This window comes from Streptomyces sp. NPDC043812 (assembly GCF_056436245.1).
Window position 1 is genome coordinate 199,900 of the sequence record NZ_JBWKCY010000008.1, and the last position, 16,703, is coordinate 216,602.

Below are 16,703 nucleotides of genomic sequence, written 5' to 3' on the forward strand. Positions count from 1 at the left end.
CGTGCGCGCAACTCTGCGCTGGGCGCACGCCGACCTCCGCGCACACCGGGGCGAGGCACTGTTCGTCGTCCTGGCCAGTGCCGGGATCATCGCCTCGCTCCTGCTGGCCGGTGCACAGTTCGGCTATGCCGCCAACCCGTGGCAGCGGATCTTCAACCAGTCCCAGGGCGCACACATCTGGCTCCACACCGAGGCCGGTGCGGACGCCGCCTCGCTGTCCCGGCTCGATGGCGTCGCCGCGCTGTCCGGGCCGTACCGCACCGCGACGGCCACGGTCGAGTCACGGGGCGCACGCGCGGCGGTCGAGCTGCGCGCAGCGGGCTCGCGGCCGCCGGACATCGGCCGGCCGCTGGTCACGTCCGGCAGCTGGCTCGCCCCGGAAACCGGCGGCGAGGCGGACACCGACGCGGTCGTGCTGGAGAGCTCGGTGGCGCGGGCGCTGTGGGCGGAGCCGGGTGACACCGTGCGGGTCGCGGGCCCCGACGGGAACTCCCGCACCCTGCGGGTGAGCGGCGTGGCCGAGGCCGCCGAGCCGCGCTACCGGCCGGGCGGTGAGCCGGGCATCGGCTGGGTGCTTCCCGGCGCCGTGGACCGGATCGCTCCGGCGAACACCGGGCAGACGGTGGGCCTGCGACTGGACGATCCGGACGACACCGACTTCCTCGTCCAGCGGGCCGTCACCGTGCTCGGCGCCGACCGGGTCGCCGAGGTCACGAAGTGGCAGCAGGCACGGGCGGAGGCCGGCGGCGACGACCGGCTGCTGGGTCAGCTGTTCGCCGTGTTCGGGCTCGGCGCGCTGCTGTCCGCCGCGCTCGCCGCGTCCGGGGCGATCGCCGCACGGGTGCGAGGCCAGCTCAGGGACATCGCCGTTCTCAAGGCAGTCGGCTTCACCCCGGGGCAGGTCGTGCGTGGCTTCCTCGTACAGCACCTGGCGTTCGCGCTGCTCGGCGTCGCGCTCGGCACGGCCGCCATCGGCTTGCTCGGATCGCGGATACCCGGTCGCATCGGGGACGCCGTGGCGCTGTGGCAGGACCTGCCCGGCTTCACCGCTTTGATGGCCGGGGTGCCCTCCGGGGCGGTGCTGCTGATCGCGGCCGCCACGGGTCTCGCCGCCTGGCGGGCCGGGCGGGTGCCGCCGGTGCCGGTGGCCCGCGCGGCGCAGCCGACGGCATCGCCCATGACCGCCCTGGGCAGGCGGGCCCTCGGTCTGCGTGTACCGCCCGCGCTGGTGCTGGGATGGCGTGCCGCCTTCCCGCGCCGGGGCAGGACACTGCTGCCGGTGGCCCGGCTCGCACTGCCGCTGGTGCTGATCACCGTCGCGCTCGTGGCGTGGTCCACGCTGGACCAGTTCCGCAGCCGCCCCGCCGAGATGGGGCTGCCCGCGGCGCTGACCGTACGGGCCGACGGGCCCGGCGGGCCCGGCGACGCCGAGCTGGAGCGCCTGCTCGCCTCGGTGGACGAGGTCGCCGCCGTGCACCCCGGTGCGGAGATGGCGGCGCTGGTGCCCGGCCAGACGGGCACGATCACCCTCCGCGGGCTCGGCACCGCCGAGGAGCCGTATCCGTCCGCGGTGGTCGAGGGGCGGGCCCCGGGGAGTCCGGACGAGGCCGTCGCCGGGCAGGGGCTGCTCGATCTGCTCGGTGTACAGGTCGGCGACTGGGTGCGTATGACGGTCGGCGGACGACCGCAGATCCTGCACATCGTCGGCCGCAGTATCGAACCGGACGCCGGCGGCCGGGTCGTCACGACGACCGTCGACACACTGCGGAACCGGGATCCCGGTCTACGGCCCGGCTTCCACGCCCTGGTGCTGCGCGGGGACGCCGACCCCCGGGCCGTGGGCGAGAAACTCGACGCGGCGGCCGGCGGGACGCTGGAGATCCGCGAGACGGCCAGCCCCGCGGACCGGCTGGAGCCGGCGCGTGCCGTGATCGCCGCGCTGATCGCGGTCCTGGCGCTGATCGGCCTGATCGAGCTGCTGACCCTCATCGGTACGGGGGTACGGGACCGCGGCCGCGACCTGCTGGCCCTCAAGGCCATCGGCCTGACACCCCGCCAGATCGGTGCGGTCATCGTGACCGCGGCCGGGCTCACGGCCCTGGTGTCCGCCACGGCGGGGACCGCGCTGGGCGTGTGGTCGGGCAGCAGGCTGGTGGACGCGCAGGGCGCCTCGAGCGGTATCGGCGCGGGGATCGCCCATGTGCCGTCGCTGCCGGTGCTGCTGTCGGTGGTCGCCCTGGCCGTACTGGGCGCGGTTGCCGCGGCGTCCGTCCCGGCGACGCGGACGGCGCGGCGGCGGCTCGCGGACTCGTTGAGCGAAACGCTCTGAACGCCGGGCGCGCGGTCGCCGTCCCCACAGTGGGACGCCGCGTGGGCGGCCACCGCCCCGCGCTGGTCGGCATCGGCCTGAGCGGGGCGACGGGCGGGCAGACCCGGTCAGCAGACCGGTACTCCGGGGACCTGGTTGTCCGGGGAGCTGAGGTAGATGTTGGTCATGTAGCCGCCGTACTGGGGCAGATGGGCCCACCAGTCGTTGACGTAGGGCGGCACGCTGACCTGCTGACCGCGCTTCTGGCAGCCGACCAGGACCTCCACCCCGGCAGGGAGGGTGGTGACCGCCCCGGAGGTGGTCGTCGCCTGGGTGCGGATGCGGACCCCGCTCCCCCAGGTGCCGATCCACGTGCCGGCAGGCCGCGAGGCGCCGGGGACGTTCAGGGAACGGGTCAGCCTGCCCAGGTCGGTGTAGGCCTTGCCGTACGGCGTTCCGTTCGGGTGCAGCGTGAGGACGGCGACGATGGAACGGTCGCCCGCGCCGACCACACCGGTGGAGTGCAGGGCGGGACGTGAGAGGTCCACGGCGTTGATGCCCGCGGCCGACCGGACGGCCGCCGCCTTCGTCTGCTTGCCGGATGCCGTCTTTGCCTTGGCCGCCGCGTTCCCCGTGGCGGTGCAGCCGCCGGAACTGAAGCCCGACCAGCCCTGCTTGACCGCCCACGGACGGTTGAAGGAGCCCGCGATGCCGAAGTGCTGGTCGTAGCCGTCGGTGGCGCAGCGGGTGGACCCCCGCAGGTTGCCCATCAGATAGTCGCGCACGGACGCCGGTGCCGAGTCCAGCAGATGGCGGTAGATCTTCACGGTGTCACGGGCCGACAAGGCCGTGTAGCCCCAGAAGCCGGGATGCGACGCAGGGGGCCGGGCCGTGTCCGTGAGGCCGAGCCGCGGCACCATGCGGTCGATGATGGCGCCGCCGCCGTTGTTCGCCCAGAAGGTGCTGGCCGCGTTGTCGTCGCTGCCGCGCAGCATGGCGTCGACGCGGGAGCGGTCCGCCGCGGACAGGTCGCCGGGCGCACGGTTCCACAGCAGATCCAGGGCGATCAGCAGTTTCACCACGGAAGCCGACCGGAACTGTCCGGCGCTGTTGACCTGTTCGGTGAATGTGCCGGTCTGCCGGTCGAAGACCGCGACGCCCGCGGTCACCCCCGGAGGCACCTCGGCCTGCGCCGCCCGGGGCGACGGGGCGTCGGGCTGTGCGGCCGTGGCCGCCGTGGTCGTGCACGCCAGCGCCGCGAGGGTGGCGGCCAGCACCCCCGCCCACGCCGCGCGCCGGGCCGACCGGGATCCCAGGGACCTCGTGTCCTCCCGATGATGCGACCGGCCGGTCACGGCGGGGGTCGGTCCGAGTCCGTTACGCAGAGCCATTGTCGTCCTGCCTTCTGATGGTGGAGCACTCGGTGGATGGGGAGCAGCCGTCCGGGCGCACGCCGGGGAGACGCCGTGTACCGGGTGGCGGAGTCATGGCCCGTAGCACTGGGGGACGCCGGGCAGCCAGTTGTCCGGGTGCGAGATGAAGTAGCCGGCCATGAAGCCGTGGAAGCCGCGGGTGCGGTTCTCGACGAAAACCCAGTTCGGGTTGGAGCCGACGGTTTCCCCGCGCGTCTGGCAGGTGACTTCGAGCCGGTCCCCCGGCTGCGACTTGCCGTTCACCTTCGGGCAGTTGACGGGCGAGGGCCATTCCGCGCAGCGGGCTCCTTGTGAACTGTCCGCGGACATGCGCGCGTTGACGTCGGTCGCCCATGTGGTGAAGACCGGATTCGGCGGCTGCTGCTCGACGGCGGCCCGGGCGGGCCCGGCAGCCACCGTCATGGTGAGCGCACTCAGTACCGTCGCCGCGCCGCCGAGACGGGCGGCGCGCCTCGCTGACTTTCTCATGTGTCGTCTCCTTCGGCCGTTCGGGCCCGCAACGAGCTGGTGCTCGGTGAGGGTGCGTTGCTCGCACACCTGGCTGGACGGGTCGGCGGGCCGTCCCGTATGACGCCCGCAGAGAGAAAGATTTGCTGCCGGAACGGTCATACGCAGCGCCCCCGGCGCCCGTCTGTCGGATGGAAGTGCATGTCACCGGGCCGCAGAACAGCGGTCCCGGCCCCGAGACCGATGAGGGGTTCACCATGGCGTGGCTGCGGAAGAGCACGACCCGGCGCGCGGCAGCGGCGCGCGCAGGGCGGTGCGGGCGGCCGGACTGACCGCGGTCGTCCTCCCCACGGCGCCCCTGATGGCGGCGCAGCCCGGCGCGGCCCATCCGCCGAGCGGGTCGGTCTACGTGTGGGGCAGCGAAACGAGTGCGTGAGTGCCAGAGCACGTCGTGCGATCCGGCGACGACGGAACGTCTGACCAGGGTGCGGGTCAAGACCGTCTGCCGGGACCGCTTCGCCCCGGGCCGTTCCCACGATCCCGGGGCGAAGTCCTGTTCCTGCGGCGGTTGTTCAGCAGTTCGGCAGGCCGGGGTCCCGCTCGTTGTTGCCCCCGCCGACGAGGAAGATCTCGCTCATGTACGAGGACGGTGCCATGCCCACGGCGGGGTCTTGATCCACCACGTGTGCCAGTAGCCGTCGTAGGTGGCGCGGCCGCCCTGGATCTGGCACACGGCCGCGATCACCCCTCCGTCGGGTGATGTCGCGCTCACCGGGGCGTTCGGATCGGGGGACGAGCGCAGGTTGACGTCGGTCCCCCACATCGGGCACAGGTACCGGTCGCGGTGGTTCGGGTCCGGGGTGCAGGGCGCCGAGTCGGCGTGCGCGGGTGAGGTGAGGCCGGGAACGAGGAGCATCGCGGCGGCCAGAGCGGCCACCGCGATGCCCCGCGAACCGGCTTGGATGCCGGTCAGCACTCGCGGACCCCCGGCAGCCAGGCGTCCTTGTGGTCGATGTAGATGTTCGTGATGTAGCCGCCCAGCGCAGGGATGTACGCCCAGGCGTCGTTGCTGTAGCCCTCGGCGTGGACCATGTCGCCGCGCTTCTGGCACTCCACGTGGACCGGGGTCGGCCCGGTCAGGGTGCGCACGACCGCCGCGTTCAGCCGGGCGTCCGCACGGACGCGGACGGAGGTGCCCCAAGTGGTGAAGTTGGTACCGGGGTTACCGCTGCCCGGCGTGCAGGGCAGGCTCACCCCGCGCTCGGCCAGATACGGACCCGGGTTCATGCCGCGGGTGCTCGCCGTGGAGCTGTGCGCCTCGAAGTGCAGGTGCGGCCCGGTGGACTGGCCCTCGGAGCCCATCCGCGCGATCAACTGACCGCTGCTCACCCGCTGGTTGACGGAGACAAGCCGCTCGTACATGTGGCCGTACTCGGTGACCGTGCCGTCGTCGTGCTTGATCCGGATCCACTGGCCGTAGCCGCTCGCGGTGCCGGAGACGATGACCGTACCGGGGCCGACGGAGTAGATCGGCGTACCGCGGTTGTTGGCGATGTCGACGCCGTCGTGACCGGAGTGCCACCCCTGGGTCACGGTGCCGGCGGTCGGGCAGGAGCCGGCGAATCCGGCGGGCGCCGCTTCTGCCGCGCCCGCGGTGAGCGGGACGAGTCCGGCCGCCGCGATCGTCGCGGCGAGCAGACCGATGGACTTGGTGCTGTTGAGCACGCGCATGGCGAAATCTCCTCCGTACGGGAATGGGTGTGAATCGGTTCGGGTGGTGGGGCGGTGGCCGGTGCTCAGCAGGTGGGAACGCCGGGCAGCCACGCGGCCGGATCGTCGATGTAGATGTTGGAGATCCAGGCCTTGTACTGGGGCAGGTAGGACCAGGCGTCGTTGCTGTAGCCCTCCGCGTGGACCATTTCCGCGTGCTTCTGACACAGCACGTCGACCGGCGTGGGGCCGGGCAGACGGGTCACCGGCGGGTTCTTGGTGCCCGGGTCCGGACGCAGGCCCACGCCGGTGCCCCAGGTCATGAACCGCTTGGTGCCCGCGGGCGGCTGGTCGTTGCCGGTGATGCGCAGGGCGCCCGCGTACTGGGCGTTCATCCGCACATCGCTCACCATCACGAGCGTCCCGGACTCGCGGGCCTCGACCATCTTGCCGTTGCCGAGGTAGATGGCGATGTGGTGCACGGTGTTGAGGTTGCCGGGGTTCGAGCCCCACAGCAGCAGGTCGCCGGGCTGCAGCGGGGCGAGGCCCTGTGCGCGGGAGAAGCGGGCGGTCGCACCACTCCATTGCGCCTGGTTCCAGGAGCCCTCGGGCAGTGCGATCCTCGCGCCCTGCCACGCCGCGTACTGCACCAGGTGCGAGCAGTCGAAGCCCTTCACCTGGCTGTCGTGGGCACCGGGTCCGCCGCCGGGGTAGTCCTGGCCGAACGTGGGCCCGTGGATGGAGCCGCCGCCCCAGGAATAGGGGACGCCGATCTGCGAGCAGGCGGCGTCGACGATGGCCTGCGCCTGGGCGGACGCGTTTGCCAGGGGGCGGCAGTCGGCGGCCGGGGCAGCCGCAGGGGACGGCTCCGGCGCGGCTGCCGCCGCCGTACCGGTCGAGCTCAGGGTGGCGGCGAGCAGCAGTCCTCCTGCCGCCACCACCAGCGTGCGATTCATCCGGCGCATGTGGGGTCCCCCTGGTGTCCGTTCCGCTGCGTGCGGTGGTGCTGGATGCAGCTGCCGGTGTGGCTGCCGCAGGTCGTCGTGCGGGACTCGGGCTCCCGGTGCCCGGGGCCGTCGGCCTTCATGGAGGAGACGGGAGCGACAGGCGGTTCGTATGCGCCGAGTGCTGCGCGGATTTTCGCGAGTCCGCGCATCCGGTTGCGCTGGACGGTGCCGCGGTGCGCGCCGAGCCGCTCACCTGCCACGTCATGGGTCAGCCCCTCTATGTCGACGAGGATCACCGCTGCCGCTTCCTTGGGAGACAGACCGCGCAGCAACGCGACAGTGACGGCCTCGGCCTCCCGTGTCGCGAGGCCGCCGTCCCAGCTCTGCTCGGGCAGTTTGTCGGTGCAGCGCTCGCGCCGGGAGGGGTAGCCCCAGGAATCGCGCAGCAGGTTCAGCGCCGCGGCGCAGGTGTAGGCGTACGGATGGAGCTGGCGTGCCAGGGTGCTGGCACGGGCGCGCCGCGAGAGCCGCAGATAGGTCTCCTGCAGCAGGTCGTCCGCGTCGTGCGGATCGCCGGTCATGGCCAGCAGCCGGCGGCGGAGCCGTGGCATGAGGGCGGTGAATGCCTCGTCGAACTCGGCCGCCGTCATCCGGTCGGCGAGGGAGGCGAGTTCGAGCGTCGTGGTGATGTCGGTGATCGTCGCCGGTGCGCTGTTCGTCGTTGTGCTCTTCATGGCCGACGTGGTCGTCGTCGTGGCCGTGCAGGTGCTCTCCACGTGGTTCCCCCGGGTCTGTCTTCCCTGTGCGGTCTCGCGTCTGCCGAAGTGGTGGTGCCGTTGCCCTGTGCTGATCGGTCAGGGCAGCGGCTTCACGGCGTCGGGCCGTGCGGTGGGTCCGTACTTGGCGGCCGGTTCCTCGCTGAGCAGCGCCCAGTACCTGTCGCCGTACGACCAGTGCCACCACTCGGTCGGGTAGTTCACGAAGCCGGCGGCGGTCATCGCCCGCCCCATCAACTCGCGGTGGGCCCTGGCCTCGGCGCTGATGTTGACCGCCGCCGTGCGGCAGCCCCCCGCGCTCTCCTCGGGGGTCGCGTTGACCTCGGTGCCGAGGGGCAGTTCGACGCCGTCCTCGGTGCACAGCGTGAGATCCACCGCTCCGCCGCTGACGTGCGGGGCGACCTCCGGCGGGGAGATGTACGCGCTCGCCAGCTCCCGTATCCGGGCGGGCGGCGCGTCGGGGTGGGCCACCCGCATCGTGGCGGCGTACTCGTCGAAGTAGGCCCGCTGAAGACCGGGCGGGCGGAAGCCCTCCACCATCAGCAGGGCGATGCCCGACGGCAGCGCGCTCTGTGCGAGCAGAAGCCTGCGCGCCACGTCCGCCCGCACATGGGCGTACGAGCCGTCGTCGTCGGCCTTGCGTCCGTCGACGCGCAGGGCCGCGATGTCGCGGGTGTCGACCAGCGGTTCACGGTTCTCGACGACGCGGGTGCTGGCGACCCGGCGATCCGAGAGCAGGATGATGTCTGTCACGCTCACAGCGTGGAGGGGGCTGCTGCAGAAGCGCTGCAGATCCTCTGCAGGCGCGTCTGCAGGCTCTGCAGGAGCGTCTGCACCGACGTGTACTGGGGCTTTCAGCCCTGGGGACGCAGCGGGCCGGACGTGTTCCCGCCCCTGCGTGCGTGGTGTCGGAGGCCCTTCTCCTCAAGGGACTCCGGCGCCTTACGGGTCCTGCCGGGCAGTTCCGCCCCCGGCCCCTTCGCGTTGCGCCCCTTCGTGCCCGGCCCGGGCGTCATCGACCCCTTCGTGGCCGGTCACCGTGTCCGGGGCAGTTCCGCCCCGGGCCCCTTCGCGTTCCGCCCTTCGTGCCCGGCCCGGGCGTCATCGACCCCTTCGTGGCCGGTCACCGTGTCCGGGGCAGTTCCGCCCCCGGCCCCTTCGCGTTCCGCCCTTCGTGCCCGGCCCGGGCGTCATCGACCCCTTCGTGGCCGGTCACGGTCTCCGGGGCCGCTTCGTGACCCCACCCCTCGTCCTCGTCCGCCTCGCGGCTGCCGAGTCTGCGGAAGATCTCCATCGCCTCGGCCCGCGCCACCCGCGCGGCCCGCGCGTCGCCCTTGCCCGCCGCGGCGGTCCCCAGGTCCCTGACCGTACGGGCGTGCCACAGCGGCAGTTCGAGCTTGTCCCAGAGACCGAGCGCCTGCCGCAGGTCGTCGGCTGCCGCGTCCCATTCACTCGCAGCCAGGTGCCACTCCCCCAGCGACCGGAGCACCAGGGCCTCGCCGAAGAGGTCCTGACGCTCGCGGGTGATCTCCAGACAGCGGTCGAGCCTCTCGCGCGACTCCGGCAGTCGGCCCTGCCGGAACTGCACCTTGGCCAGCGACTGGCCGGCGTACATGACGCCGAAGGCGTCGCCGATCTGTTCGAAGATCCTCAACGAGTCCCACAACAGCTGTTCCGCCTGCGGCAGTTCGCCCTTGGCGCGATGGCAGAGCGCGAGCGCACGCAGGGTCAGCGCCTCGCCGTGCCTGTCCGCCGCCGCCACGTACATCTCCAGCGCCCGGGTCAGCTCGTCCCAGGCACGGGTGTACGTGCCACGATCGCGGTGCACGCATCCGATGCCGTAGTGCAGATGGGCCACCGCCGCGGTGTCGGCCAGTTCCCGGGCGGGCGCGAGCGCCGATGTCAGCAGTTCCGACGCCTCGTCGAACCTGCCCTGTTCGCGGCGTGCCGTGCCCATGCCGGCCAGCGCCCCGACCCTCCCGCGCACCACCGAGGTCTGTTCGAAGAGCGTCAGGGCGTCCTTGAAGTAGGCGCACGCGTCCTCGAAGCGGTCCTGTTCGAGCCTGAGCTGGCCGAGTCCGCTGAGCAGCCATGCCTCACCCTCGACGTCACCCCCGCGGCGAACCGCGTCCAGGGCCACGGTGTGCGAGCGGGACCAGTCGTCGAACTGGTTGTACAGCGCCGCCGAACTCGCCATCAGCGCGGCCGCCAGGCCCCGCGCCGCGCGGGTCATGCCGTGGTCCGCGCAGTGCGTGACCGCGGCGAGGAGACAGGGCTGTTCGGCGGCGAACCACGCGGAGGGCATCTCCGGCAGCTGCTCCTCGAACGAGGGATCCAGGGTCTCGCCCATGGCCGCACCGGGGAAGAGCCGGAACGCGCCACCGGGGCCGCGCGCGGCAGCCGCGCCTGCCATCGACAGCCAGCGGTCCACGAGCCGCAGCACGGCCGCCTCACGGTCGTGGGCAGTCTCCTCCGACAGGCAGCGTTCACGGGCGTGTTCACGCGCCAGGTCGTGGATGCGATAGCGGGACCGGCCTGTTTCGTCAGCCGCGACCACGTCGATGAAGTGGCAGTCCACGAGCCGTTCGACGGCCTCCTCCGCCTCGTCGACGCCGACGTCCAGCAACGGTGCCGCGACCCAGGCCGCGAAGTCCGGCAGGTCCATCAGCGCCAGCCGGCGCAACGCCCGCCGCTCCTGCTCGCCGAGATCGGCGTAGCCCAGCTCGAGACTGGCGCGCACCTCCAGATCCCCGGCCCTGAGCTCGTCGAGCCGACGGCGTTCGTCGCGCAGCCGGGCGGCGAGGCGGGCAGGTGTCCAGTGCGGCCGCGCGGCGAGACGGGCACCGGCGATCCGTACCGCCAGGGGTAGCCGGCCGCACAGCGCGAGGATCTCGGCGGCCTGGCCGGGCTCGGCGGTGGCCCGTTCGACACCCGCGACCCGTGACAGCAGGTCCAGTGCCTCCCGCTCCGAGGGAGCGGCGAGGTCGAGATGGGCGGCGCCCTCGAGGGCGACGAGGCGCCGCCGGCTGGTGACGAGGACGCCGGAGCCGCCGCCCGACGGCAACAGGGGGCGCAGGTGGGACTCGCCGACAGCGTTGTCGAGGATGAGGAGTATCCGGCGGCGGGCGATGTGCGTGCGGTACAGGCCGATCAGGTCCTCCACACCGCCGGGCAGCCCCTCGGGGTCGACTCCCAGGGCCCGCAGCAGCCTTGCCAGGGCGTCGGCGGTCTGCACGGGCTCGGAATCGGACGCCCGCAGGTCCAGGAAGAGCTGTCCGTCGGGAAAGAGCGCGGCGGCACGGTGGCCGATGTGCACGGCGAGCGCGGTCTTGCCCATCCCCGAGCGGCCGGAGATCACCCCGATGGGCGGGGCGGTCCGCGACGGATCGGCGGCCGCCTCCAGAAGGGAGCCGGCCCAGGCGATCTGTTCGGTGCGGCCGACGAAGTCGGCGACATCGGGCGGAAGATGGGAGGGCGCGGGCTGTCCGCCACGGCCCGCGGCCGGCTCGTGCGGGGCTTCACGGTGCGTGCCCTGATGCCCGGTCTGGTGAGGCAGCGATCCGTGCCGCACGCGGCCCGCGTCCGGATCGGCGGCTGCCGGGGGGCGCGCGGGTGCGGGGGACGAAGTGAGCGTGCGGGGGACGGGGACGGCCGCGGCGGGGGTGCGGGGGCCCAGCACCGCGGTGTCGCCTCCCAACAGGGCCTGGTGCAGGGCCCGCAGCTCCGGCCCGGGGTCGATGCCCAGCTCCGAACGGAGCAGTTCACGCCCCTCCTGGTAGACACGCAGGGCGTCCGGAACCCGACCGGTCCGGAACAGTGCGGTCATCAGCTGCCCTCGCGGGCGCTCACGCAGGGGGTGCTCCGCCACATGCGCAAGCAGCTCCGCCACCAGTTCGGCACGGCAGCCGAGCGTCAGTTCGGCTCCGAAGCGTGCCTCGCCGGCGACGTGCCGGAGCTCCGCCAGGCGCGCCGCCTCGATCCGCGCGAAGGACTGGCCGAGCCCCTCCAGGGCGTCCTGCCCGCGCCACAGCGTCATCGCGTCCCGGAAGATCTCGACGGCCTCGGCGGCCCGCCCCTCGCCGGCCGCGTGCCTGCCGAGCGCCAGCGCCTCCTCGAAACGGCGGGCGTCGATACGGGACGGAGGGAATTCGGCGACATACCCGGGTGCATGCGTGCGGATCGCGCTGCCGTCGCCCACCGCCGCCAGCGCCCGGCGGAGCCCGGACACATGCGAGGCGACCAGCGCCCGTGCGGTGGTGGGCGGCTGCTCCTCCCAGACCAGGTCGACCAGCCGGTCGGTGGAGAGCACCTCACCGAGATGGACGACCAGCGCCGCGAGAATCGCCGTCGGCTTTGGGCCGTTCAGCGGAACTCGCCTGAGCCCGTCCCACACTTCGGCCGGCCCGAGAAGGCGCACTTCTGCCATCGTCCCCCGATTCGCGTCCCCTCAATTACTCGGACAACGATACCGGTGAGTACCGACAAGGCGCGCCTGATACCGGACTGCCTTCGATGAATTCGGCAATCCGGTCCGGTCGCGGCGGACAATGGCGCGGGATCTGTGGTGAGTTGTCCTCGCGATCGATGAAAAGGGATGGGGGGGCGGGGCTTCGATTGAGGGACGGGACGAGCCGAACGTCCGTATGAGTGCCGACCGGAGAGAAATTCTTTCCCGTTGCGCTCATATGGCAGGGCGGCGCTTCCCGTCACTTCGGCGACAGCACTCACCCGAGATGCGAAGCCGAGGGAGCTCTCATGATCAAGCGAACGAACCGTGTGCGCCGGATGGCCGTTGCCGCCGCTGCGGCAGGCGGCGCCGCGATGTCCCTGATCAGTGCCGCGCCGGCCCAGGCCGCGGCCAACACCACCCAGGTCTACGTCTGGGCGACAGGCGTGAACATGCGCGCGTGCAACTCCTTCTCGTGCCCGCCGTACGACCGCATCAAGGTCAGCCGGATGACGGTGACGGCGTACTGCCAGGACCAGGGCGACACGGTTCGTGACGGCGCGTACGAGAACAACTGGTGGGTACAGGTGGACGCCGGCGGTCCGCGTGGCTGGATCAGCGCGGTCTATGTACGCGGCGGCGACAACATGGATCCGATCCCGGGAGTTTCCCAGAACTTCGAGGACTGCTTCTGAGCTCGCCCTTCATTCCCCCGCGCCCGTTTCCCCCACGATGACGCACCGGATACGCGTCCCGGGAAAGGAAGTTGTTTACTTCATGTCAATAATTGCCTGATGGCTCAAACCTTTTCCTTCGACTGCGGTCCGGCACGGGGGACCGGACCGCAGCCGTACGTGTGATCGGCCGTGCTATGCGTCAGTCCGACACGTAAGCGATCAGTTTGGCCATGTTGCCCGTGAAAGCGGATGTCGTGATGCCGAGCGGGCTCTCCTTCGCCTCATAGGGGGGCTCCGCAGGGATGTCGAGCGGGTTGTACGGGGACGTGTCGTAAGTGTCGCCCACATGCTTGCTCATGTAGGCCGTGCCGTCGTACGGGGTCGACGGTGCCGGGCCCCGGTAGGGGTTGGTGGCGTTGACGGTCGGGGTAAGCCAGTGGTCCTTGGCCCCGAGGTCGTCCACCAGTGCACTCGCCTGCGCATCGGTCACCACAGGGAGCGTGAGCGGGGCGTCCCTGAACAGATCGGTGAGGTCGAGATCGCGGAGGCTGAAGTAGGCGGGCAGCTCCCTGCGGCGGCCCGGGGTGAGAGGGGACCTGGCACGCAGATCGGCGACCTCGGCCGGGCTCAGCGACATCAGTTCGTCGTACGTCGCCTCGAGCCCGGCGATGTCGACCGACCGACCGCCCGAGTAGTGGCTGAGGGTGTTGCGGTGGTCGTGGTCGTAGTAGTAGGCGCCGTTACGGATGTTGGACCCGAACCGGTGGACGAAGCGGGCCCGGTCGGTGCCCAGTTCGACGAAGGTCGGGTGGGTGGAGCTGCTCAGCCGCGGGTTCTCCGCCCGCTGCTCGGCGGTGAGCCGGCAGCCGTCCAGCCAGGCGAGGGCCTCCGGCACCCGGCGCAGGTAGGCGTGGTCCCCGGTGAGCCGGAAGTAGTGGAACAGCTGGCGCACATTCGTCTGTGTGGTGTGCGTGGCCAGGGCCCGAGGCTCGTACGAACGGGCACCCGCGGGCGCGCCGGCGGGACGGCCGCCGACCGCGTACGCGAGGTGCTGCAGACCCCAGCCCGCCTGCGGGCCGGGCTGCTGGAGACGGTGCAGGCACGCCATGGCCCGCAGCACGGGCCGGTTCAGATCGCGACGCCCGAGCGTCGAGGCGCACATCAGCAGGAACTTGATGTTCTCGCCGAGTACGTCGTCGTTGAAGGTGACGTGACGGGTGTAGTCGCCGTCCTCCATGCCGTGACCGACGTCGGAGGGCAGCCAGGAGGGCCGCACGTCGGGCCAGGGCATTTCGTCGACGGCGCCCGAGAAGGACGGGAAGCGCTGGGGCCAGCCGCCGTCCGTCGGCCCTCCCTTGAGCTGCGCCTTGAGCATGAAGGAGATGACGCGGTCGAGGGAGGCTCGGAATCTCGGGTGCCGCCGCTCCAGATAGAGGCGGAGGATGAACTGGGCGGCGGTGGAGGTGCCGGCGTCGTCGAAGGTGGCGTTGCCGTAGTAGTGCTGGAACTCCTCGAGCCGCCAGCCATTGGCGCCGATCGTGTCGTACCACCGGCGCAGTGACGCCTCTCCGGCGAAGTCGTGAATGTAGTTCCAGCCGCCGACGGGGAGCTGTGCGTCGACGAGGGCGAGGCCCGTGCGCTCGGCCGCCCGGTAGAAGGATTCGTCGCCGGTGGCGTGGTAGGCGTCGAGCAGACTGTGGCCGACGGTGGGTGTGCCGGGCGGCTGGACCCAGCACATGGTGCGCGCGGCCTCCATCTCGCCCCAGGTGACGGAGAGATCAGGCAGATAGCTCCAGACGTAGGCACCGCGGTAGGACACCTGCTGGTCCATGAAGAGTGCCGCGCGCCGCATGGCGCCGACCGCCTCGCCGCGGGCGGCCGCGGGAAGCGGCACGGTGGTGCGCAGACCGGCGGCGTGTGCCTGCCCGCTCGCGAGGCCGCCGGTCGCCGCGGCGAGGACGGGTGCCGCGGCCAGACGGGCGAAGGTGCGACGGGATATGCCGGTACCGGGGGTTCTCACGAGCGGTCGCCTCCAGGCATGACCGAACCGCGCGGCGGACGGCGCGCAGGTCGGCACCCTGCACGCGGCTTCACCACGCAGCTCTCGGGGAGAGGGATTTGGCGTGTGCTACAGGAACTATCACCGCTCCCTCGGGCGCCTTCAAGAGTTCGTATCAATGAATCTTGAACAAATATATGAACCACTGCTCAGATCACCGCGGAAGGATCGCTGTATCGGTCCGGGATGACCGAAAGGGCGTTCACATACAGGGACGACACGGAGCGCGAGCCGGGCTCGTCGACGCTCAGGGGGCTGGGGCACGGGGCACCGCATCCGCGACCTCCCCATGGGGGCCTCATAGGGGCCGCGTGCATAGGCACCATCAGAACTATGGTGCCCCACCACATACGCCCGTGACCTGCGTCTTCCTACGGTGTGGCGACACGAAAACGTCCCCGCCAACTGTCCGGAAGTGGTGTTCATGGCCGCCTCTGCTGCCGCTCCGCCAGCACCGTCCAACCTCCGGCGCATCGTCGCCGCGAGTCTCATCGGCACCACCATCGAGTGGTACGACTTCTTCCTGTACGGGTCCGCCGCCGCTCTGGTCTTCAACGAGCTGTTCTTCCCCGAACGCGACCCGCTCGTCGGCACCCTCCTGGCGTTCCTCACCTACGCGGTCGGTTTCGCCGCACGGCCGATCGGCGCTCTCGTCTTCGGACACTACGGCGACCGCCTCGGGCGCAAGAAGCTGCTGGTGCTCAGCCTGCTCCTGATGGGTTCAGCCACCTTCGCGATCGGGCTCCTGCCCACCCACGCGACCGTCGGCTCCGCGGCCCCGATCCTGCTCACCGTGCTGCGGCTGATCCAGGGCTTCGCCCTCGGCGGCGAGTGGGGCGGTGCGGTGCTGCTGGTCTCGGAGCACGGCGACGCCAAGCGCCGCGGGTTCTGGGCGTCGTGGCCGCAGACCGGCGCACCGGCCGGGCAGTTGCTCGCCACCGGCGTGCTATCCGCCCTGACCGCACTGCTGTCGGACGCCGCCTTCACCTCCTGGGGCTGGCGGATCCCGTTCCTGCTCTCGGGCGTACTGGTCATCGTCGGCCTGTGGATTCGTCTCTCTGTCGATGAATCCCCTGTGTTCAAGGCGGCACTGGCACAGGCCGAGGAGCGCAAGGCTGCCGCCGACCAGGTGGAGAAGATGCCGCTCGTGGCCGTGCTGCGGTACCACTGGCGCGATGTACTCATCGCCATGGGCGCACGGATGGCGGAGAACATCAGTTACTACGTGATCACCGCCTTCATCCTCGTGTACGCCACGACCGCCGTGGAGATGAGCAAGCAGACGGCGCTCAACGCCGTACTCATCGGATCCGCCGTGCACTTCGCCGTGATCCCGCTCTGGGGTGCGTTGTCGGACCGGATAGGACGCCGGCCCGTCTATCTCATCGGCGCGCTCGGTGTCGGTGCCTGGATGTTCCCCTTCTTCATGCTGATCGACCGGGCGAGCTTCGGATCGCTGCTGCTGGCCGTGACCGTCGGGCTGGTGCTGCACGGGGCGATGTACGCACCACAGGCAGCGTTCTTCTCGGAGATGTTCGCGACGCGCATGCGCTACTCGGGTGCATCCATCGGTGCGCAGTTCTCCTCCGTCGCCGCCGGGGCACCCGCTCCGCTCATCGCGACCGCGCTGCTCGTCGACTACGGATCCTCGACGCCGATCGCGCTGTACGTCATCGCCGCCGCGCTGCTCACGGTCGTGGCCATCGCCTGCGCCAAGGAGACGCGTGAGCGGGACCTCGGCAGCGTGGAGTCCGGTTCCGACGTGACGGCGGCCGCGGGCGAACCGGCGCCCGTCAAGGCGGACACGGCCCGCACCGCCTGAGCTGCCGCGCCGCAGCACCACGCAAACGACGCGGGGGCGCGCGGGATCCGAAAGGGTCCCGCGCGCCCCCGCGTTCG

The 16,703-nt window shown here is 71.5% G+C and carries 13 protein-coding genes; 4 read left to right on the plus strand and 9 right to left on the minus strand.

What is annotated here, in order from left to right:
• The first annotated feature begins 1 nt into the window (after nt 1).
• Nucleotides 2-2,329, plus strand: a complete 2,328-nt coding sequence (locus AC067Z_RS14690) for an ABC transporter permease (protein ID WP_478789854.1) — start codon at nt 2-4, stop codon at nt 2,327-2,329.
• A gap of 107 nt (nt 2,330-2,436) precedes the next feature.
• Here AC067Z_RS14690 and AC067Z_RS14695 read toward each other — a convergent pair whose 3' ends face one another.
• Nucleotides 2,437-3,699: a hypothetical protein gene (locus tag AC067Z_RS14695; RefSeq protein WP_478789855.1), complete on the minus strand. Its 1,263-nt coding sequence runs from the start codon at nt 3,697-3,699 to the stop codon at nt 2,437-2,439.
• 93 nt (nt 3,700-3,792) lie between these two features.
• Entirely contained in the window at nt 3,793-4,209 is a 417-nt protein-coding gene (locus tag AC067Z_RS14700; RefSeq protein WP_478789856.1) for a hypothetical protein, read from the minus strand.
• Between the two features lie 241 nt (nt 4,210-4,450).
• On the opposite strand from AC067Z_RS14700, the gene AC067Z_RS14705 reads away from it, so the two are divergent.
• Complete coding sequence (locus AC067Z_RS14705; RefSeq protein WP_478789857.1) at nt 4,451-4,624, plus strand: hypothetical protein; 174 nt, start codon at nt 4,451-4,453, stop codon at nt 4,622-4,624.
• Between the two features lie 198 nt (nt 4,625-4,822).
• Here the strand turns inward: AC067Z_RS14705 and AC067Z_RS14710 are convergent, their stop codons facing one another.
• From AC067Z_RS14710 to AC067Z_RS14735, 6 genes are all read right to left on the minus strand, one after another.
• Nucleotides 4,823-5,164, minus strand: a complete 342-nt coding sequence (locus tag AC067Z_RS14710) for a hypothetical protein (RefSeq protein ID WP_478789858.1) — start codon at nt 5,162-5,164, stop codon at nt 4,823-4,825.
• The gene (locus AC067Z_RS14715; protein WP_478789859.1) at nt 5,158-5,919 is read right to left on the minus strand and encodes a M23 family metallopeptidase; all 762 of its coding nucleotides are present in this window, start codon (nt 5,917-5,919) and stop codon (nt 5,158-5,160) included. The genes AC067Z_RS14710 and AC067Z_RS14715 overlap by 7 nt, the downstream gene beginning before the upstream one ends.
• A 65-nt stretch (nt 5,920-5,984) precedes the next feature.
• Entirely contained in the window at nt 5,985-6,863 is an 879-nt protein-coding gene (locus AC067Z_RS14720) for a C40 family peptidase (RefSeq protein WP_478789860.1), read from the minus strand.
• Nucleotides 6,851-7,579, minus strand: a complete 729-nt coding sequence (locus AC067Z_RS14725; RefSeq protein ID WP_478789861.1) for an RNA polymerase sigma factor — start codon at nt 7,577-7,579, stop codon at nt 6,851-6,853. Before AC067Z_RS14725 ends, AC067Z_RS14720 begins: the two co-directional genes overlap by 13 nt.
• 120 nt (nt 7,580-7,699) lie before the next feature.
• Nucleotides 7,700-8,374, minus strand: a complete 675-nt coding sequence (locus tag AC067Z_RS14730) for a M15 family metallopeptidase (protein WP_478789862.1) — start codon at nt 8,372-8,374, stop codon at nt 7,700-7,702.
• 370 nt (nt 8,375-8,744) lie between these two features.
• Nucleotides 8,745-12,047: an AfsR/SARP family transcriptional regulator gene (locus AC067Z_RS14735; RefSeq protein ID WP_478789863.1), complete on the minus strand. Its 3,303-nt coding sequence runs from the start codon at nt 12,045-12,047 to the stop codon at nt 8,745-8,747.
• 329 nt (nt 12,048-12,376) lie between these two features.
• On the opposite strand from AC067Z_RS14735, the gene AC067Z_RS14740 reads away from it, so the two are divergent.
• The gene (locus AC067Z_RS14740; protein ID WP_478789864.1) at nt 12,377-12,763 is read left to right on the plus strand and encodes a hypothetical protein; all 387 of its coding nucleotides are present in this window, start codon (nt 12,377-12,379) and stop codon (nt 12,761-12,763) included.
• 181 nt (nt 12,764-12,944) lie between these two features.
• Here AC067Z_RS14740 and AC067Z_RS14745 read toward each other — a convergent pair whose 3' ends face one another.
• Nucleotides 12,945-14,765, minus strand: a complete 1,821-nt coding sequence (locus AC067Z_RS14745) for a pectate lyase (protein WP_478789865.1) — start codon at nt 14,763-14,765, stop codon at nt 12,945-12,947.
• 463 nt (nt 14,766-15,228) lie between these two features.
• Between AC067Z_RS14745 and AC067Z_RS14750 the strand changes: the two genes are divergently transcribed.
• Nucleotides 15,229-16,626: an MFS transporter gene (locus AC067Z_RS14750; protein ID WP_478789866.1), complete on the plus strand. Its 1,398-nt coding sequence runs from the start codon at nt 15,229-15,231 to the stop codon at nt 16,624-16,626.
• The last annotated feature ends 77 nt before the right edge of the window (nt 16,627-16,703 follow it).

Bases quoted from the DNA above. Each gene is read 5' to 3' on its own strand.
- AC067Z_RS14695 (WP_478789855.1), bottom strand. From the start codon at position 3,699: ATGGCTCTGCGTAACGGACTCGGACCGACCCCCGCCGTGACCGGCCGG.
- AC067Z_RS14700 (WP_478789856.1), bottom strand. From the start codon at position 4,209: ATGAGAAAGTCAGCGAGGCGCGCCGCCCGTCTCGGCGGCGCGGCGACG.
- AC067Z_RS14715 (WP_478789859.1), bottom strand. From the start codon at position 5,919: ATGCGCGTGCTCAACAGCACCAAGTCCATCGGTCTGCTCGCCGCGACG.
- AC067Z_RS14720 (WP_478789860.1), bottom strand. From the start codon at position 6,863: ATGCGCCGGATGAATCGCACGCTGGTGGTGGCGGCAGGAGGACTGCTG.
- AC067Z_RS14725 (WP_478789861.1), bottom strand. From the start codon at position 7,579: ATGAAGAGCACAACGACGAACAGCGCACCGGCGACGATCACCGACATC.
- AC067Z_RS14735 (WP_478789863.1), bottom strand. From the start codon at position 12,047: ATGGCAGAAGTGCGCCTTCTCGGGCCGGCCGAAGTGTGGGACGGGCTC.
- AC067Z_RS14740 (WP_478789864.1), top strand. From the start codon at position 12,377: ATGATCAAGCGAACGAACCGTGTGCGCCGGATGGCCGTTGCCGCCGCT.
- AC067Z_RS14750 (WP_478789866.1), top strand. From the start codon at position 15,229: ATGGCCGCCTCTGCTGCCGCTCCGCCAGCACCGTCCAACCTCCGGCGC.